Source organism: Streptomyces agglomeratus (genome assembly GCF_001746415.1).
GTDB lineage: Bacteria > Actinomycetota > Actinomycetes > Streptomycetales > Streptomycetaceae > Streptomyces > Streptomyces agglomeratus.
Genome location: NZ_MEHJ01000001.1, coordinates 3,340,292 through 3,359,627 on the forward strand (window position 1 = coordinate 3,340,292; position 19,336 = coordinate 3,359,627).

14 protein-coding genes are annotated in these 19,336 nt (G+C 71.7%); 4 read left to right on the forward strand and 10 right to left on the reverse strand.

The features are described 5' to 3' along the window. Positions 1–24 precede the first annotated feature (24 nt). The 5 genes from AS594_RS14195 to AS594_RS14215 all read right to left on the reverse strand — a co-directional run bounded on the left by AS594_RS14195 (position 25) and on the right by AS594_RS14215 (position 10,267). Positions 25–1,641, reverse strand: coding sequence for a succinic semialdehyde dehydrogenase (locus AS594_RS14195; RefSeq protein WP_069932883.1), 1,617 nt, complete (start codon positions 1,639–1,641; stop codon positions 25–27). Positions 1,642–1,919: 278 nt separating this feature from the next. After that, positions 1,920–3,509 (reverse strand): serine/threonine-protein kinase, encoded by a 1,590-nt coding sequence (locus AS594_RS14200; protein WP_069932882.1) that lies wholly within the window; start codon positions 3,507–3,509, stop codon positions 1,920–1,922. 60 nt (positions 3,510–3,569) lie between these two features. Continuing rightward, positions 3,570–6,236, reverse strand: a complete 2,667-nt coding sequence (locus AS594_RS14205; RefSeq protein ID WP_069927399.1) for a protein kinase — start codon at positions 6,234–6,236, stop codon at positions 3,570–3,572. Positions 6,237–6,400: 164 nt separating this feature from the next. Further along, complete coding sequence (locus AS594_RS14210) at positions 6,401–8,323, reverse strand: serine/threonine-protein kinase (RefSeq protein ID WP_069932881.1); 1,923 nt, start codon at positions 8,321–8,323, stop codon at positions 6,401–6,403. 234 nt (positions 8,324–8,557) lie between these two features. Then, positions 8,558–10,267 (reverse strand): glycerol-3-phosphate dehydrogenase/oxidase, encoded by a 1,710-nt coding sequence (locus AS594_RS14215; protein ID WP_069927401.1) that lies wholly within the window; start codon positions 10,265–10,267, stop codon positions 8,558–8,560. Positions 10,268–10,499: 232 nt separating this feature from the next. Between AS594_RS14215 and AS594_RS14220 the strand changes: the two genes are divergently transcribed. Together AS594_RS14220 and AS594_RS14225 are read left to right on the forward strand one after the other, a co-directional pair. Continuing rightward, entirely contained in the window at positions 10,500–11,762 is a 1,263-nt protein-coding gene (locus AS594_RS14220) for a nucleotide sugar dehydrogenase (protein WP_069927402.1), read from the forward strand. 120 nt (positions 11,763–11,882) lie between these two features. Then, on the forward strand, positions 11,883–12,371 hold the full coding sequence (locus AS594_RS14225) for a hypothetical protein (RefSeq protein WP_069927403.1): 489 nt from the start codon (positions 11,883–11,885) through the stop codon (positions 12,369–12,371). A 58-nt stretch (positions 12,372–12,429) separates the two neighbouring features. Here AS594_RS14225 and AS594_RS14230 read toward each other — a convergent pair whose 3' ends face one another. From AS594_RS14230 to AS594_RS14245, 4 genes are all read right to left on the reverse strand, one after another. Continuing rightward, positions 12,430–13,554, reverse strand: a complete 1,125-nt coding sequence (locus AS594_RS14230) for a GuaB3 family IMP dehydrogenase-related protein (RefSeq protein ID WP_069927404.1) — start codon at positions 13,552–13,554, stop codon at positions 12,430–12,432. A gap of 106 nt (positions 13,555–13,660) precedes the next feature. Further along, positions 13,661–15,163, reverse strand: a complete 1,503-nt coding sequence (gene guaB, locus AS594_RS14235; RefSeq protein ID WP_069927405.1) for an IMP dehydrogenase — start codon at positions 15,161–15,163, stop codon at positions 13,661–13,663. 138 nt (positions 15,164–15,301) lie between these two features. Then, a complete protein-coding gene (locus AS594_RS14240) occupies positions 15,302–15,877 on the reverse strand; it encodes a sigma-70 family RNA polymerase sigma factor (RefSeq protein ID WP_028812321.1) in 576 nt (191 codons plus the stop codon). A 252-nt stretch (positions 15,878–16,129) separates the two neighbouring features. Then, positions 16,130–16,741, reverse strand: a complete 612-nt coding sequence (locus AS594_RS14245) for a response regulator transcription factor (RefSeq protein WP_003948568.1) — start codon at positions 16,739–16,741, stop codon at positions 16,130–16,132. Between the two features lie 390 nt (positions 16,742–17,131). Here AS594_RS14245 and AS594_RS14250 point away from each other — a divergent pair, with 390 nt between their 5' ends. Continuing rightward, the gene (locus AS594_RS14250; protein WP_069927407.1) at positions 17,132–17,458 is read left to right on the forward strand and encodes a WhiB family transcriptional regulator; all 327 of its coding nucleotides are present in this window, start codon (positions 17,132–17,134) and stop codon (positions 17,456–17,458) included. A 189-nt stretch (positions 17,459–17,647) separates the two neighbouring features. Here AS594_RS14250 and AS594_RS14255 read toward each other — a convergent pair whose 3' ends face one another. After that, positions 17,648–18,544, reverse strand: a complete 897-nt coding sequence (locus tag AS594_RS14255; protein WP_069927408.1) for a LysR family transcriptional regulator — start codon at positions 18,542–18,544, stop codon at positions 17,648–17,650. A gap of 80 nt (positions 18,545–18,624) precedes the next feature. Here AS594_RS14255 and AS594_RS14260 point away from each other — a divergent pair, with 80 nt between their 5' ends. Beyond that, positions 18,625–19,317 (forward strand): MOSC domain-containing protein, encoded by a 693-nt coding sequence (locus AS594_RS14260; RefSeq protein WP_069927409.1) that lies wholly within the window; start codon positions 18,625–18,627, stop codon positions 19,315–19,317. Positions 19,318–19,336 lie beyond the last annotated feature (19 nt).

Sequence of the window (19,336 nt, forward strand, 5' to 3'; positions counted from 1 at the left end):
GCTCCTCGTCGAAAAGGGCTGGGATCAGCGGAAACGCAGGACCTTGAGCGCCTTCAGGCTGGTGCTCATGAACGCCGCGTACTTCTCGTCGTCCATGCCGAAGGACGGGGCCATCGGGATCAGCCGCTGGTGGGCGACGGTCTGGGCCTCGGTGTACTTGAGGATGCCCTCGGAGCCGTGCCGGCGGCCGAGGCCGGATTCCTTCATACCGCCCATCGGCGCCTGGACGCTGCCGTAGGCCGGGGCGTACCCCTCGTTGATGTTGACCGTGCCGGTCCGCAGGCGGGCGGCGACGGCGTGGCCGCGCTTGCCGTTCTTCGTCCAGACGCTCGAATTGAGGCCGTACGGAGTGGCGTTGGCCTGCTCGACGACCTCGTCCTCGTCGGTGAACCGGTAGATGGAGACGACGGGGCCGAAGGTCTCCTCGGCGCACACCGCCATCGGCGCCTCGACGTCGTCCAGGATGGTCGGCTCGAAGAACAGCGGGCCGATGTCGGGACGGGCGACGCCGCCCGCGACGAGGGTGGCGCCCTTGGCGACGGCCTCCTCGACGTGGCGCCTGACGTTCTCCAATTGGCGCTCGCCGGCCAGCGAGCCCATGTCGGCGCCGTACGCGAGGGACGTGCCGAGGCGCATCGCCTTCGTACGGGCGGCGAACCGGGCGACGAAGTCGTCGGCGATCGACGCGTGGACGTACAGCCGCTCGATGGAGATGCACAGCTGTCCGGCGGAGGAGAAGCAGGCACGGACGGCGCCCGCTGCGGCCTTCTCGACGTCGGCGTCCTCCAGGACCAGCATGGCGTTCTTGCCGCCGAGTTCGAGGGACACGCCGATGAGGCGGGCGGCGGCGCCCTGGGCGACCTCGCGGCCGGTGCGGGTGGAGCCGGTGAAGGAGACGTAGTCGGCGTGCTTGACGATCTCGGGGCCGACGACCGGGCCGTCGCCGAGGACGACCTGGAAGACCTCGGCGGGCAGTCCGGCCTCGACGAGGAGGTCGCGGGCCCACAGGGCGGTCAGCGCGGTCTCCGTGTCGGGCTTCATCACGACGGCGTTGCCCGAGACGAAGGCGGGCAGCGCGTCTCCGATCGACAGCTCGAGGGGGTAGTTCCAGGGTGCGATCTGGCCGACGACACCGCGCGGCTGGCGCAGCTCGGTGACCTTCGTCAGGGTCGGGATCGCGCCGGTGCGCCGCTTGGGCCTGAGGTACGAGGCGGCCTTGCGGCCGTAGTGGCGGGCGGCTATGGCGACGGCCTGGACCTCCTCGTGCGCGTGGAGGCGGGCCTTGCCGGTCTCCAGCTGTATGAGGTCGAGCACCTCGGCCTGGCGCTCCAGCACCAGGTCGTGGAAGCGGAGCAGGATCGCGGCGCGCTGCCGTACGGGTACGGCGGCCCAGACGGGCTGGGCGGCGCGAGCCCGCGCGAAGGCGGTGGCGACGTCCTCGGGGGTGGACTCGGGCAGGTCGGCCAGCTTCTCGCCGGTGAAGGGCGTGTGGTTCGCGGTGCGGCCGGAGCCCACCACGTCGCGCGTGAGCTGGGCGACCACCTCGGGGGTGACCACGTCGGCCGCGGTGCGCGCACCTGCGGGAGCTGCGGCGATGGGGTTCGTACCGAGGGCGGCGGCGGGGGCCTGCGAGTCCGTCATGAAGGGGAGAGTAAGCCTCCCGCGAGCCTTTTGGTACCCGTCGGTAACGCTTTTCACCGGCCCCACACGACCATGCCAGTGTTCACTGGCAAATAAGCCCTGATCAGGGGCTTGTGCCCGGCCCCGGGCCCGGTTCGCGTTCTGTCCGCGGACTGGCCCGTGGGGCCGGCCCGCGGGCTGGTCCGTGCACCGGCCCGTGGACCGGCTGCCCCGGGACCGGCTGCCGGTGGACCGCGGGCGAACTGGCGGCGGACTGCCGGCGCACTGTCGCCGCCGGACTATCCGCGCGTGAACGAGTCCAGAGCGGTGTCGAAGTGCCGCTTGCCGTCGTCCTGCCGGCCGACCGGCGCCGAGACCCACACGTCGTACATCAGCCCGCCCTCCTCCCAGCACAGGTCGTACGTGTGCCGGTCCTCGTCGCCCGGTTCGAAGCCGTCCCGGACGAACTCCCACAGCGCGGCGGCCAGCCCGTTGTGCGTGGTCCGGGTGACCTTGCCGGCGCGGTACCCGGGGTGGTTGGCCGGCCCCTCGGCGTGCGCCCGTCGCATCTCGCCGAGGGGGCCGCCCGCCACCGGGCTCTGCTGGCGTACGCCGATCCTTATGCTCTTGTCCGGCGACATGTAGGAGACCTGGCTGTCGTCGGCGGAGCGTTCGTACCCCTCGGGGACGGCGAGCGTGAAGCCCGCCGGGTCGGTCACCCTGCGATAGCCGGCCGGGGGCGTACGGCCGGCGTCGGCCGTACCGGTCGGGGCGGGGTCCCCGTCGCCGGGTCGCGTCGACACGGTCGAGGTGACCGTGCGGGTGGGCGCGTCGCCCGTACGGCCGCCGCCCCGCCCTTCGCCGTCACCGTCGCTGTCGCGCAGGAACAGCGTCGCCGTCGCCGCGCCGGCCCCCGCCATCACGGCGACGAGAACGCTCGCGACGAGCGCGCCCCGGACACCGCCGGCCCTGGACCGCTTGGGGGCGAGAGGGACGTGCGCCTGCGTCGGGGTGAAACGCGGCGCGGCCTCGGGCGCGATCCCCGTCGCGAGGAACGCGAACAGCAGCCGCTCCGCCTCGGCCGCGCCGAGCCGGCGCTCCGGATCGCGCTCCAGGAGGCGTCGTACGACGGAAAGCAGCGGTCCGGCGGCGGCGGGCGGCACGATCGGGTCATGCATCACGGCGCACAGGACACCGCCGAGTGAGTCCCGGTGGAAAGGGGATTCGCCGCTCACCGCCGTACACAGCAGCACTCCGAGCGACCACAGGTCGGAGGCCGGGCCCGCCGGGCCGCCCTCCATCCGCTCGGGCGCGGTGTACTCGGGAGAACCGACGAAGGCCCCGGCGTCGGTGATCGTGGTGCCGCCGTCCAGCTGCGCGATCCCGAAGTCGGTGAGGACGACGCGGCCGGTCCCCGATTCCAGCAGCACGTTGTCGGGCTTGAGGTCACGGTGCAGCACACCGCGCTCATGGGCCATACGCAGCGCACCGACCAGCGCGAGGCCGATCCGCGCGGCCTCCCGGACGCCGACCGGGCCCTCGGCGGTGATCCGGTCCGCGAGCGAATCACCGTCGATCCGCTCCATGATGATGTAGGAGAGCCCGGTGCCGGGGTCCTCCACGATGTCGTGGACGACGATCACATGCGGGTGGACGAGCTGCGCCACGGTCCTGGCCTCGCGGAGGGAGCGCTCCCGCCGCAGTTGCACGTCGGCAGTGGGCACGCCCGGTTCGTCGCCGCCGAAATGGAGCTCCTTGACGGCGACCTGCCGGCCGAGCAGCTCGTCGGTGGCCTGCCAGACGGTCCCCATGCCGCCGCGCCCGAGCCGGTCGCCGAGACGGTAACGCCCGGCGATCAGACGGCCGCCGCCTCCGGTCCCCCCGGTCATCGCGTGTGAGTGGTCCACGTCTCCTGTCCTGCCCCGCGTCTAGGAGTCCCAAGGGCCTGGTCAGCCGCCTGTCACCCGGTAGGCCGCCGTGGCCTGTTCGTAGATCTCGGTGATCTCGTCCCGCTGGGCCTCGGGGCCGATGACCTGGACGACGTGGTACCGGCCTCCGACGATCATCGCGAGGTTACGGACGTACACATCGCGCCCACTGCTGTCCTGCCAGGTGAACTGGCCTTCCGCCATGGCCTGCCGGCCGACGTCGATGCGCCGCAGGCCGTTCTGGGTGGACCAGGAGGAGTCCCTGACGGGCTGGAGTTCACGCTCCTTCTTGAGCTGGTAGTCCATCGGGTCGCTGCCGTGCTCCTCGACCGTGTCGCGACCGGGCACGATCACCAGCTCGAAGCCGCCGCCCCGGTAGCGGACCTGGCCGGCGTCGTTGACCGGCCGCCGTTCCCAGTCCTTGTCGACGGCGATCTGGAAGCCCTCCGGGTCCTTGCGGAGCGCGTACCCCTCGGCGACGTCGCCGGCCGGGACGGAGGTCTGCGGCTGCTGGGAGCCGGGCGTCCGCTGCGCGGGCGGCGGCTTGCTCGCCGTCCCGGCGGAGGGCCCCGGCGTGGTGGGCGCGCCGGTGCTCCGGCTGTCGCCCGCGTTCTCGGGAGCGCCCGTGCTCGCGCCCCGGCTGCCGTCCTGGCTTCCGCCGTCCTCACCGGCCTTCGGCATGAAGACCATCGCGTAGACGAGGGCGGCGGTCAGGCCGAGGAGGATCAGGAGCAGGAGCGTGCGCCCCAGCGAACGCGGGCCGCCGCGCTGCTTCGACTGGATCCGCGGCTCCTTGATGCGCGGCTCGCGGGGAGGCCGTGGCCCGGCGGGCTCGGCCCTGGCTCTGGTCTTCTTGTGCCGGTGGCGGCCGTGCACGTCGGACGACCCGGCGCGGCGCCTGCGTCGTACGAGCTCGCCCCGGCGGCGCACGATGGGCAGACGCGCGGCGTCCACGGCCGGCAGCGGCACGATGTCCGCACCGGCCTCCGGCTCGGGCGCGGACCGTACGAGCGAGCGGAGCCAGCCGCGCAGCTCCTCGAAGTCGGGCCGCTCCGTCGGGTCCTGACGCAGCAGCGACTCGACCACGGGACGCAGCGGGCCGCACTCCTCGGCGAAGGCGGGGGGCTCGGCGCAGACCAGCTGCACCAGCTCTATGGCGCTCTCCTCCGGGTACGGGGCATGGCCCTGCACGGTACGGAAGAGGAGGGCGCCCAGGGCCCAGAGGTCGGTCGAGGGGCCGATGGGCGGGGCGAGCTGCCAGTTCCCGTGGACGGAGCCGGCCTGCTCGGGCGCCCAGCGCTCGGTGACCGCGCCGACAACGGCGATCCGCGCCTGGCGGGCCCGCTCGGCGGCGAGCGGAGTGGCGGGTCCCCGGTGGGCGGGCACCTGCCCGTCCTGGCCGCCGGCCACCACCTCGTCCCACTTGCGGGCCTGTCCCCGCGCGGGACCACTGGGCGTCTCGGCGCCGGCGGAGTCCTGCCCCCGGCGCAGGCCGTCTGCCCGCATGCCGTCGCCCGCGGGTGAGCGGGGGACCGCGCCGTGCCAGGAGTCGTCGTAGGCGCCGGACGTGGACGGGCGGCTGCTGCCGGCCCGGGCTCCGGGGGCTTCGGGGGCTGGGTTCGCCGCACCGCCGGAGCCGGAGTGCCAGCCGCTCACGGTGCCGGGCCCGGCCGGGCGGGCGCCGTCCTGCCGGGCGCCGTTCGGTTCGGGACGCCGGGCGAGCTCGGTGGAAGCGCCTTCGGGCGCGGTGTCCACGTACGGGCTGATCGCACGCGGGCCCCCGACGGCCGGACGCTGCGCAGGCAACACGCCTTCGCCGCCCGGGCGCTGCTCCTCCGCCACCCGCGCCGCCGCACGCGCGCCCGCGCGGTACGCCGCGATGGCCCCGGCGCGCGCGGCGCGGACCTCGGCGCCGGGGTTTCCGCCGCCCGCGGGCAGCGCCGTGCGCACACCGGCGCCGGGGGTGCCGGCGCCGTACGCGCCCGGCTCGGGCCCGGACAGCTCGGGCCCGGCCGGCTCAGGCAGGGGAGCCGCACCTGCGGCGTCGCCCCAACTGCCGCCGTCGTCCTCCGTGTCCGCCGCGGAATCCGCCGGCACCGGCACGGGGGCGTATCCGCAGAGCGCCTCCTCCGCCGCGCCGGCCGCGAGGCCGGTCAGGACGATGCGGCCGTCGTCGCAGACGAGCACCGTACGGACGGTGATGTTCCGGTGGGTCCAGCCGTGCGCGTGCAGCACCCGCAGGGCGGTCAGCACGTCGGCGGCGATCTCCGCGGCCCGGTAGGGATTGAGCGGCTTCTCGGCCAGCAGCGCCGCCAGCGGGCGCGCCGCCACCAGTTCACTCACTATCCACAGCGAGCCGCCCTCGGCGAAGACGTCGAAGACCTGGTCGAGCCGCGGGTGGTCGGGAATCTGCGCCGCGGCCTGCGCCGCCTCGATGGCCCGCCGCACGGCGGGATCGGCCGGCCGCCGCGTCGTACGCCCGGCAGCACGCCGCTGCGCCGCCGCCCCGCCGCCCTCGCCGTCCAGGAACTCGGCGTCCACGACCTCGGGTAACGGCACCTGGCGGACCAGGACTTCCTGGCCGCTGTACGTGTCGAATGCCCTGGTCTCGACCAGTTCGTACGCGTCAGAAGGCGGCAACGGAAGGCGGTAGCGGTCGGCAAGTACCCGTCCCGCGTAGTCGTCCACGACGCCTCCCCAGAGCGCGCTGTTCTCCGAACCAAGTGACCGACACCAAGTGACCGACACCAAGTCGTCAATTACGGTCGCGTACGGTCAGTCCACGAGCTCTCACGATACGTGGCCGGACCGGACCGCGCCGCCGGGTCTCGCCAACCCGGCGGTAATGTGTGTCAGTCCTTCGGCTTGAACGTGTCGAACGCGGTCTCGCGCAGCGTCCGGCACTCCTTGCCGTTCCACTCACTGGCCTTACAGGTCACCATGATGGAGTAACCCCGCCTGGCGTCCACCTTGAAGCCCCGGTTGAGCACGTGCGTGCGCATCCCGTTGCTGTCGCGCTCGAACTCCCAGTCGGCGGTGGTGGGGTAGCCGTTGTAGTCGACGGGCCGTATTCCGAGGTGCTTGTAGTTGTTGCTGGTCGCGGCCACTCCGAGCCGGGCAGCGGCCCAGGCCGCCTCCGCGTCGTCCTTGGGACTGGCGTTGAAGTCGACCTGAACGCGCGGGTAACCGCCGTTCCTGTTGTAGATGCCGCCGGAGCTCACGCCCGCCACGTCGTTCATCCTGAACCCCTTGGGCATGGCCATCGTGAAGTGGAAGCGGTCGTCACTGACCTTCACGTAGCCCTCGGGCAGCGCGCCGTCCTTCGGCGGGTCCTCCGTCTTGGAATCGTCGTTGCCGTCGTCGTTGCCGTCGTCCTTGCCCTGACCGGAATCCTGGGTCTGGCCGTTGCCCTGACCCTGCCCCGTGCCCGGAGTCGCGTCCTTGCCGGCGTCGGCTTCCTTGCCCTTGTCCGTGCCGCCCTTGGCATCGCCACCGGCGGTGGCGCCGCTCGAAGAGGACGTCTCGTCCTTGGACTTGCCCTGCGGCTTGTCGTCCGGACCGTTCAGCGCGACAGCGAGCACCGTGCCGAGCACCGCGAGCGCCGCGACCACCGCCACTATCACCAGCGTGCGACGCGGCACGACATCGGTGAGCGAGGCCCGCGCCGGCGGCCTGGGACCCGCCGGGGACTGCGACTGCGACTGGGTACGCGCCTGCGCACCCTGCTTCTGCCTGGCGGCCTGGGCCGCCGCCGCGTTGCGTACGGACTTCAGGGCACCGCGCACCCGATCGCTCGCGGCCGGGCCTTCGTCCGCCGCCGCGGTGCTCTTGGCCGGACGCACCGCGCCGAGCACGTCGTCGGGGACGGGCGGCAGCGCCACCACCCGTGTCGCCTCCGGCGACGGTTCGGGCTCGGCGGGCTTGTCGGGCAGGTTGATCACATCGTTGAGGAGCGCGCGCGCACCCGCGTCGTCGAGCCGCTGCTGGGGGTCCTTGGCCAGCAGACCGTAGATGACCTCTTCCAGAGGGCCCGCGTTCTTCGGCGGGTCGAGCGGTTCGGTCATCACGGCCGTGAGGGTCGCGATCGCGGACCCCTTGTCGTACGGCGGGGTGCCCTCCACCGACGCGTACAGCAGACCGCCGAGCGACCACAGGTCGGCCGCCGGGCCCGGCTTGTGCCCACGGGCCCGCTCCGGCGAGATGTAGGACGGCGCGCCCACCAGCATGCCGGTCGACGTGATCGACGGATCGCCCTCGACCTGCGCGATGCCGAAGTCGGTCAGGACGACCCGGCCGTCCTCGGAGATCAGGACGTTGGAGGGCTTCACGTCGCGGTGCAGGATGCCCTGGCGGTGTGCGGCGCGCAGCACGTCGAGGATCGCGAGGCCGACTTCGGCGGCCCGACGCGGAGTCAGCAGCCCGTCCTGGCGCACGACGTCGGCCAGCGACTTGCCCTCGATCAGCTCCATGACGATCCACGGCCGGTCGTCCTCGTCGACGACGTCGTAGACGGTCACGGCGCCGTTGTTGCGGATGCGGGCGATCGCCTTCGCCTCACGAAGGGTGCGCGTGATGAGCCGGCGCTTCTCCTCGTCGTCGATGCTCGTGGGGAAGCGCAGTTCCTTCACCGCGACCGTGCGGCTCAGCGTCTCGTCGACGGCGCGCCAGACCGTACCCATGCCGCCCCGGCCGAGCACCTCTCCGAGCCGGTACCGCCCAGCGAGAAGACGCCCCTTGGGCTCCTTGGGCTCCTTGGACTGCTCCGCCTCCGACATGCGTCCCCTCTGCGATCCCTGATTTTCGCCCGCGATGGCTGCGTTCCAGGGTGATGCAGTAACACGCCCTGGCAGAGCCTTCATTGTCCCTCACCGCGCGACCGATCGTGGTCCCGGGTCGGCGGGGCCTTTCGGCCGGCCGAACAAAAGGGACCACGCGCAGGTCACAGCGGTGTCAGAGCCGTCGCGCCGAACCTCCCCGCCCCCTTGCCGAGTTCGCCGCATTACGGGCAGTCACTGGACCGGGGCGATGTCCGGGGCCCCCAGCCGCGCCGCGTCGGCCGTCAGGTCGTCGGGCTGGAGCTGCGACTCCCGCTCCGCCTCCACCCGCTTCTCGTAGTGTTCGACCTCCTTCGCGATCTGTTCCTTGTCCCATCCGAGCACCGGCGCCATCAACTCGGCGCACTCCCTCGCACTGCGTGTACCCCGGTCGAACGTTTCGATGGAGATGCGCGTGCGCCGGGTCAGTACGTCGTCCAGGTGCCGCGCCCCCTCGTGCGAGGCGGCGTACACGATCTCCGCCCGGAGGTAGTCGTCCGCCGCGCTCAGGGGATCACCGAGTCCCGGGTCGCGGGCGATCAGCTCCAGCAGCTCCTCGGTCAGCGAGCCGTACCGGTTCAACAGGTGCTCCACGCGTGCCACATGAAGTCCCGTCCGCGCCGCGATCCTCGCCCGCGCGTTCCACAGCGCCCGGTACCCCTCGGCGCCGGCGAGCGGCACGTCCTCCGTCACGCAGTCGGCGACCCGCTGGTCGAGGGCGTGCACCGCCTCGTCCACGGCGTCCTTGGCCATCACGCGGTACGTCGTGTACTTGCCGCCCGCGACCACGACGAGCCCGGGCAGCGGATGCGCCACCGTGTGCTCGCGCGAGAGCTTGCTCGTGGCGTCGGACTCCCCGGCCAGCAGGGGCCGCAGGCCGGCGTACACGCCCTGCACGTCGTCACGAGTCAGCGGCACGGCCAACACCGAGTTCACGTGCTCCAGCAGGTAGTCGATGTCCGCGCTGGACGCCGCCGGGTGCGCCTTGTCGAGGTCCCAGTCGGTGTCGGTGGTGCCCACGATCCAGTGGCGCCCCCAGGGAATGACGAACAGCACCGACTTCTCGGTCCGCAGGATCAGTCCGGTCGACGAGTGGATGCGGTCCTTCGGCACGACCAGATGGATGCCCTTGGACGCCCGCACGTGGAACTGCCCGCGCTCGCCGATCAGCGCCTGGGTGTCGTCCGTCCACACGCCGGTCGCGTTGACGACCTGTTTGGCCCTGACCTCGTACTCACCACCGCCCTCCAGGTCCCGCACCCGCGCCCCGACGACCCGCTCCCCCTCCCGCAGGAAGCCGGTCACACGTGCCCGGTTGGCGACCTGCGCGCCGTACTGCGAGGCCGTGCGCACCAGCGTCGTCACATAGCGGGCGTCGTCCATCTGGGCGTCGTAGTACTGGAGGGCGCCGACCAGGGCGTCCTTCTTCAGCGCTGGCGCGACCCGCAGGGCGCGCTTGCGCGAGAGGTGACGGTGCATCGGCAGTCCGCGTCCGTGCCCGGACGACACCGACATCGCGTCGTACAGCGCCACACCGGACCCGGCGTACCACCGCTCCCACCCCTTGTGCTGGAGCGGGTAGAGGAACGGCACGGGCTTCACCAGGTGCGGCGCGAGCCGTTCCAGCAGAAGGCCGCGTTCCTTCAGGGCTTCCCGTACGAGCGCGAAGTCGAGCATCTCCAGATAGCGCAGCCCGCCGTGGATGAGCTTGCTCGACCGGCTCGACGTGCCCGACGCCCAGTCGCGCGCCTCGACCAGACCGGTCGACAGCCCGCGCGTGACGGCGTCGAGAGCCGTCCCCGCACCAACCACCCCCGCGCCCACGACGAGCACGTCCAGTTCACGCTCGGCCATCGCCGCGAGCGCCTCGGCGCGCTCGGCGGGTCCCAGTGTCGCTGTCCTCACTGCTGCCTCCCGTAGTGGTCGGGGTGGCCGGGATCACATCCCCGCCTCCTCGATTCTGTCTGTGCCGCCCGTCTTCAGCCACCGCCTGTGGACAACACTCCCGCACTCCGGCTTCGCACAATGCCGCATAACGGTCATATTTACGCTTAGTCTGACATTGCGCTCGCTCGAACTGTCCACAGGGCTTGCGCGTTGCCTCCCCTCCGGCTATTGGGAAGGACGGCCCACCGCCATGCCCGCAGATCTCGCCGTCATCGGACTCGGCCATCTCGGCCTGCCCCTCGCCCAGGCCGCGGCCGCCTCCGGCATCGACACCATCGGCTACGACACCGACCCACGCCGTCTCGCGGACCTCGCCGCCGGGCGCGCGCCGGGCGACGGCTCCCTCACCGCCGCCGACCTGCGCCGGATGCTCGCCGGCGGCTTCCGTACTGTCAGAGCCCCGGCCGAACTGGGGCGGGTCCGTACCGCCGTCATCTGTGCCCCCACCCCGCTCGGCGCCGACCGTACGCTCGACCTGAGCCACGTCGGCGACGCCGCCAGGACCCTGGCGGCGCACCTGCGGCCGCACACCACCGTGCTGCTCGAATCCGCCGCGTACCCCGGCACCACGGAAGAATTCCTGCGCCCCCTCCTCGAAGAGGGCTCGGGGCTGCGAGCCGGCCGCGACTTCCATCTCGCCTACTCCCCCAGTCGGGTGGATCCGGGCAGCCGGCTGCACAGTTACGCCAGTACCCCCCAGGTCATCGGCGGCCTCACCCCCGCCTGCACCGAATCGGCCGCCGCCTTCTACGGGCGCCTCACCGACAAGGTGGTCCGCGCGCGGGGACCGCGCGAGGCCGAGACCGTCGGCGTACTCGAAACGAACTACCGGCACGTGAACATCGCCCTGGTCAACGAGATGGCCGTGCTCTGCCACGACCTCGGCGTCGACCTCTGGGACGTCATCCGCTGCGCCGAGACCAAGCCCTTCGGCTTCCAGGCGTTCCGCCCGGGACCCGGCGTCGGCGGCCACGGCGTACCCGTCGACCCCAACTACATCCCGCACGGCAACCGCACCCCCGGCCATCCCCTGCGCATGGTCGGGCTCGCGCAGGAGATCAACGGCCGCATGCCGCAGTACGTCATCCAGCGCTGCGCCACGCTCCTGAACGAGCACGGCAAGTCGGCCCGCGGCGCGCGCGTCCTGCTGCTCGGCATCACGTACAAGCCCGACCTCGCCGACCAGCAGGGCTCGCCCGCACAGGAGATCGCGACCCGCCTGATGGACCTCGGCGCCCAGGTCGGCTACCACGACCCGCACGTCCCCGACTGGCGCGTACGCGACGTTCCGGTGCCCCGCGCCGACTCCCTCTACGAGGCGGCCGCCAACGCCGACCTGACGGTGCTGCTGCAAAACCACCGTACGTACGACCTCCAGGCCCTCGCGGTGAAGGCCCAGTTGCTCCTCGACACGCGCGGGGCGTCCCCGACGGGGGCGACCCACCGGCTCTGAGCACGGGGAGCGCGGAACGCGGGGGTGCTCTGTCGTACGGCACTGCTAGCGTTCGGCGTCACTCGTCGCACGTCCGTGCGCATCCACGGTGCACCACATCCCTTGGGGGGGATCCTCACCATGAGCCAGTCCGTACCGCCGCCGCCACCGTCCGGCAACCCGTTCGCCGACAACGCCTACCCGCAGGCACCGGCACCGGCCCCGGCGCGCGACAACGTCGGTCTCGGTGTCGTGGCCGCCTTCGCCGCCGCGCTCGTCGCAAGCGGGATCTACGGCGCGATCTACGGCGCCACCGAGTACCAGATCGGCATCGCGGCGATCGCCGTCGGCTACCTCACCGGCCTGGCTGCCGGGAAGGCCGGCGGCGGCAACCCCGCGCTCCCGGTGGTGAGCGCGATCCTCACGCTGGGCGCGGTGTACCTCGGCCAGCTGCTCGGTTTCGCGATCCTCCTCGCCGACGTACTCCACCTCGGCGTGGCGGAGGTCTTCTTCCAGAACTTCCAGGAGCTGACCTCCATCTGGAAGGAGGAAGCGGGCCCCATGACCTTCCTCTTCCTCGCCATAGGCGCCTACGCCGCCTTCTCGGCCGCGAAGAAGTCGGCCTCCTGAGCGCACGCGAAGAGGCCCGGACCACCGCGTGGGCCGGGCCTCCCGCGTACCGCTCGGGTCAGCGCTTGTGCTCGGCCGGGGAGACCGTCACCTCGACGCGCTGGAACTCCTTGAGCTCGCTGTAACCGGTCGTCGCCATCGAGCGGCGCAGCGCGCCGAAGAGGTTCATCGAGCCGTCCGGGGTGTGCGACGGGCCGAGGAGGATCTCCTCGGTCGTGCCGACCGCGCCCAGGTCCATGCGCTTTCCGCGCGGCACGTCCTCGTGGACGGCCTCCATGCCCCAGTGGTGGCCGCGACCGGGCGCGTCCGTCGCGCGGGCCAGCGGGGAGCCCATCATCACGGCGTCCGCGCCGCAGGCGATGGCCTTCGGCAGGTCGCCGGACCAGCCCACGCCGCCGTCGGCGATGACGTGCACGTACCGGCCGCCGGACTCGTCCATGTAGTCGCGGCGGGCCGCGGCCACGTCGGCGACGGCGGTCGCCATCGGGACCTGGATGCCCAGCACGTTGCGCGTGGTGTGCGCCGCGCCGCCGCCGAAGCCGACGAGGACACCGGCCGCGCCGGTCCGCATCAGGTGCAGCGCGGCGGTGTACGTCGCGCAGCCGCCCACGATGACCGGGACGTCGAGCTCGTAGATGAACTGCTTGAGGTTCAGCGGCTCGGCGGCGCCCGACACGTGCTCGGCGGAGACCGTGGTCCCGCGGATCACGAAGATGTCGACACCGGCGTCCACGACGGCCTTGGAGAACTCGGCCGTACGCTGCGGCGACAGGGCCGCGGCGGTGACGACACCCGAGTCGCGCACCTCCTTGATGCGCTGCCCGATCAGGTCCGCCTGGATGGGAGCGGCGTAGATCTCCTGGAGGCGGCGGGTCGCGGTCTCGTCGTCGAGCTCCGCGATCTCCTGGAGCAGCGGCTCCGGGTCCTCGTACCGCGTCCACAGACCTTCGAGGTTCAGTACGCCCAGACCGCCCAGCTCACCGATGCGGATGGCGGTCTGCGGCGAGACGACGGAGTCCATCGGAGCGGCCAGGAACGGCAGCTCGAAACGATAGGCGTCGATCTGCCAGGCGATCGAGACCTCCTTCGGGTCCCGGGTGCGCCGGCTCGGCACGATGGCGATGTCGTCGAACGCGTACGCCCTGCGGCCGCGCTTGCCGCGCCCGATCTCGATCTCAGTCACGTGTGTGGCCTTTCCCTCTTGGTATGCCGTTCCAGTATCCCCGACACACACACGAGGGGCGGCCCCGGGAATCTCCGGGGCCGCCCCTCAGCGTGTACGTGCGAGATTACTTCCTGCTGTAGTTCGGTGCCTCGACCGTCATCTGGATGTCGTGCGGGTGGCTCTCCTTGAGACCCGCCGAGGTGATCCGTACGAACCGGCCGTTCTGCTGAAGCTCCGGAATCGTCCGGCCGCCGACATAGAACATCGACTGACGCAGGCCGCCCGCGAGCTGGTGCACGACGGCGGAGAGCGGACCCCGGTAGGGCACCTGGCCCTCGATGCCTTCGGGCACGAGCTTGTCGTCGGCGCCGACGCCCTCCTGGAAGTACCGGTCCTTGGAGTACGACTTGGCCTGGCCGCGGGACTGCATCGCGCCGAGCGAGCCCATGCCGCGGTACGACTTGAACTGCTTGCCGTTGATGAAGAGCAGCTCGCCGGGCGACTCCTCGCAGCCGGCGAGCAGCGAGCCGAGCATCACGGTGTCGGCGCCCGCGACGATCGCCTTGGCGATGTCGCCGGAGTACTGGAGGCCGCCGTCGCCGATGACCGGCACGCCGGCCGCCTTCGCGGCGAGCGATGCCTCGTAGATCGCGGTGACCTGCGGTACGCCGATGCCGGCGACGACGCGGGTCGTGCAGATGGAGCCGGGGCCGACGCCGACCTTGATGCCGTCGCAGCCGGCGTCGATCAGCGCCTGGGCGCCGTCGCGGGTGGCGACGTTGCCGCCGATGACGTCCACGGCGGAGTTCGACTTGATCTTGGCGACCATGTCGCCGACCAGGCGGGAGTGTCCGTGCGCGGTGTCGACGACGATGAAGTCGACGCCCGCCTCGATGAGCGCCTGGGCGCGCTCGTACGCGTCACCGGCGACACCGACGGCCGCGCCGACGAGCAGCCGGCCCTCGGCGTCCTTGGCGGCGTTCGGGTACTTCTCGGCCTTGACGAAGTCCTTGACCGTGATCAGGCCCTTGAGGATGCCCGCGTCGTCGACCAGCGGCAGCTTCTCGATCTTGTGGCGGCGCAGCAGCTGCACCGCGTCGACGCGGGAGATGCCGACCTTGCCCGTGACGAGCGGCATGGGCGTCATGATCTCGCGGACCTGGCGGGAGCGATCCGTCTCGAAGGCCATGTCGCGGTTGGTGACGATGCCGAGCAGCTTGCCCGCCGGGTCGGTCACCGGCACGCCGCTGATGCGGAACTTGGCACAGAGCTGGTCGGCCTCACCGAGCGTGGTGTCCGGGCGGACGGTGATCGGGTCGGTCACCATGCCGGACTCGGAGCGCTTGACGAGGTCGACCTGGTTGGCCTGGTCGGCGATCGAGAGGTTCCGGTGCAGTACGCCGACACCGCCCTGGCGGGCCATGGCGATGGCCATGCGGGCCTCGGTGACCTTGTCCATCGCGGCGGACAGCAGCGGGACGTTCACCCGTACGTTCTTCGAGATGTACGAAGAGGTGTCGATCTGGTCGGGGGCCATGTCCGACGCGCCGGGCAGCAGCAGCACGTCGTCGTAGGTCAGCCCGAGCATCGCGAACTTCTCGGGCACTCCATCGACGTTGGCAGTCATGCCTGACACCTTCCCAAATGGTCTTGCTCGGCGCGGATGTCCATGCTAACGGGATAGCGGGGTGTCTCATTCCACGAGCAAGATCACCTGCATTTTTCGTACGTTCACACGGGAGGACGTGGCGTCCGTACGGCGCGGCTACTGCCCGGCGAGCGCGCGCAGGCGGCTGAGCGCACGGTGCTGCGCGACCCGCACGGCACCGGGGGACATGCCGAGCATCTGCCCGGTCTCCTCAGCGGTCAGTCCGACCGCGACCCGCAGCACGAGCAGCTCGCGCTGCGCCTGGGGAAGATTGGCCAGAAGCTTCTTGGCCCACTCGGCGTCGCTGCTCAGCAGCGCCCGCTCCTCGGGGCCGAGCGAGTCGTCGGGCCGCTCCGGCATCTCGTCGGAGGGCACGGCGGTCGAGCCGGGGTGGCGCATGGCGGCCCGCTGGAGGTCGGCGACCTTGTGGGCGGCGATGGCGAACACGAACGCCTCGAAGGGGCGGCCGGTGTCCTTGTAGCGCGGCAGCGCCATCAGCACCGCGACGCAGACCTCCTGCGCCAGGTCCTCGACGAAGTGGCGGGCGTCACCGGGCAGCCGGCTCAGCCGGGTGCGGCAGTACCGCAGCGCCAGCGGGTGGACGCGGGCCAGCAGGTCGTGCGTCGCCTGCTCGTCGCCCTCGACCGCACGTCGGACGAGTGCACCGATCACCGTCGTCTCGTCGTCGCGCATCGGTCCATGGTGCCTTGGTGCCGAGCCATCCGCGGCACCACGTCCGTAGTTGTGCACCGAAGCGTTATGAGCAGGTACGCCGGAACTCATCTTCTGAGCCCTCCCCTCCCGCTCGACCGAATCGTCCCCGAGGAACTCCACCCCTCAAGGATGCGGCATCGGCGCCGGAACGGGGCACGGGCGTCCGTCACCCCGCCCGCCAGGTGGCGGACGGGGATCGTGATACCCGCGCGGCGGCGCACCGGCCCGGTCCTATCGGACCAGGCCCCAGCGGAAGCCGAGCGCGACCGCGTGCGCCCGGTCCGAGGCGCCGAGTTTCTTGAAGAGCCGGCGGGCGTGGGTCTTGACCGTGTCCTCCGAGAGGAAGAGCTCACGGCCGATCTCCGCGTTGGAGCGTCCGTGGCTCATGCCTTCGAGCACCTGGATCTCACGCGCCGTGAGCGTCGGGGCCGCACCCATCTCGGCGGACCGGAGCCGGCGCGGGGCGAGCCGCCAGGTCGGGTCGGCGAGCGCCTGGGTGACGGTCGCCCGCAGTTCGGCGCGCGAGGCGTCCTTGTGCAGGTAGCCGCGGGCGCCGGCGGCGACCGCGAGCGCGACACCGTCCAGGTCCTCGGCGACCGTGAGCATGATGATCCGGGCGCCCGGGTCCGCTGAGAGCAGCCGTCGCACGGTCTCGACGCCGCCCAGACCGGGCATGCGTACGTCCATCAGAATCAGGTCCGAGCGGTCGGCGCCCCAGCGGCGGAGAACCTCTTCACCGTTGGCCGCTGTCGTCACGCGCTCGACACCGGGCACGGTCGCGACCGCGCGGCGGAGCGCCTCTCGGGCAAGCGGGGAGTCGTCGCAGACGAGGACGGATGTCATGACTGTCCTCCGCGGCTCTCACAGCAGCTGCGCGTCACCTTGAGCCTCCAGGCTGGTACATATTTCGTCACCTGTGCGATTGACGCTCTCGGACACTTGCCCGATCGCTTGTTCCTTCAACCGCCTCGCACTCTCAACGACGGTCACTCGAAAGAGTTACGGGTCGGGCGGGCGCCATCAACACTCTACGTGAGGGCTCGGTTGCACAGAAGCGCATCGGGGGTCGCCATGCCCCCTAAGTAAAGCTATGCCCCATTTAGCGGCTTTTCTTCCGTTTTGCTGGTGTCTGTGGCTAGATTCGCAATGAGTCATATTTACATCTACTTGCACAAGTGGATGCCGCCTCACGGTCCAGACGCACTTCGATGCATCGATGCAAGGGGACAAGCAATGGCAGATTTCTCCCGCCTTCCCGGACCCAACGCCGATCTGTGGGACTGGCAGCTGCTCGCAGCGTGCCGCGGGGTGGACAGCTCGCTCTTCTTCCACCCGGAGGGAGAGCGGGGCGCGGCGCGGAGTGCGCGTGAGAACTCGGCTAAGGAGGTCTGCATGAGGTGCCCGGTACGCGCGGAATGTGCGGCGCACGCCCTCGCGGTGCGTGAGCCCTACGGCGTGTGGGGCGGGCTGACCGAGGACGAGCGCGAAGAGCTGATGGGGCGCGCGCGCAACCGTCTCATCACGGCGTCAACCGGGCCGTCGAGCCCGCCGACTTCCTGAAGGAACGTTTCTTCACGCGTCCGGCCGGGCCGGCGACCGCGGCCCGCACGATCGACTGCCTGACGCCGAGTGCCCAACGCCGACTGCCGGCCACCGACTGCCACCGACTGCCGACGCCGGCCGCCGACGACCCGCAGCCACGACCCGCCGACCACCGCCGTCGGCCCACCCACCGGCCCCGCGCGGCAGTCAGCGAGCCGCGGCCAGCGCCAGCTGGTCGAGCGTGGCCGCCACCGCGGGCACCTGAGCCAGGTCCGGAAGCGTGAGCGCCACGATCTCGCGCCGCACAGCGGGCTCCAGCGCCACGGTGCGCGCGCCCTTCGGACGTACCGACTCCATGGCCAGCTCGGGCAGGACCGCGACTCCCAGGCCGGCGCCGACCAGGCCGATCACGGCCGGGTAGTCGTCGGTGGCGAAGTCGATCCGGGGCGCGAAGCCCGCGCTCTCGCACACCTCGACCAGTTGCCTGCGGCAGCGCGGACAGCCCGCGATCCACGGCTCGTCGGCCAGCTCGCCGATGCCGACCCGGTCCGCCTCCGCGAGCCGGTGCCCCTCGGGAACCAGGCCGACGAGCCGGTCGGTGAGCAGCGGTCGTACGACCAGGTCTTCCCAGTCCTCGGTGGCGCCGCCGGGCCCGTACCGGAACGCCAGCGCCACGTCGCAGTCCCCCTCGCGCAGCATCTCGACCGAGCGCGGGGGCTCCGCGTCGACCAGTGACACGCGCGTGCCGGGGTGGGCCGCGCGCAGGGCCGCCAGCGCGGTGGGGACGAGGGTGGAGCTGCCGCTGGGGAACGACACCAGGCGTACGCGTCCGGCGCGCAGCCCCGCGATGGCGGCGACTTCCTCCTCGGCGGCGGTGAGCCCGGCGAGGATGCCGGCGGCGTGCCGGACGAGGGCTTCGCCCGCCTGGGTGAGGCGCATCTCGCGGCCCGTACGGATGAGGAGGGTGGTGCCCGCGGAGAGTTCGAGGGCCTTCATCTGCTGGCTCACGGCGGGCTGCGTGCAGCCCAGTTCGCGCGCGGCGGCGGAGAAGGACCCGGTGGCGGCCACGGCGCGCAGAATGCGGAGATGACGGGCTTCGATCACCCTTCAAGCATAAGCGCCCCTTGGGCTTGCGGCGGAATAATCGCGAGCGACTTTGAGTCACGGCCGGATAGCGTTCGGCTATGAAGCTGCTGACCGTGAACACCGGCCGTGCCGAGGCCGTCGACTACACCGATTCCCCGAGCGGCACGACCGGCATCCACAAGCTGCCCGCCGACGGGCCCGTGCGGGTGGCGGCGCCCGGCCCCAAGGGGACCGGGGCGAGCGGGCTGGCCGGCGACGCGGTGTGCGACACGCGCCACCACGGCGGGAACGACCAGGCGGTGTACGCCTTCGCCCGCGAGGATCTCGACTCGTGGGAGCGCGAGCTCGGACGCACGCTGGTGAACGGCGCGTTCGGCGAGAACCTCACCACGCTCGGGCTCGACGTGAACGGCGCGCTCATCGGCGAGCGCTGGCGTGTCGGCGCCGACTTGGTGCTCGAAGTGACCAGCAGCCGCATTCCGTGCCGTACGTTCGCGGACGCCCTCGGCGAGAAGGGCTGGGTCAGGCGCTTCACGCGGAGGGCCGCGCCGGGGGCGTACCTGCGGGTGATCGAGCCGGGTGAGATACGGGCGGGGGACACGATCGAGATCGTGCACCGCCCGGCCCACGACGTCACGGTCAGCGTGGAGTTCAGGGCGTCCACGACCGAACGCGACCTGCTGCCGCGCACGCTGGCGGCCGGTGAGGCGCTGCACCCGGAGGTCCTGGAGGCCGCGCGCAAGTACGTCTTCGTACAGTCATCGGCCGGAAAGCCTGGCGGGCGGGCGTGACACGTGGGGCACTAACGTG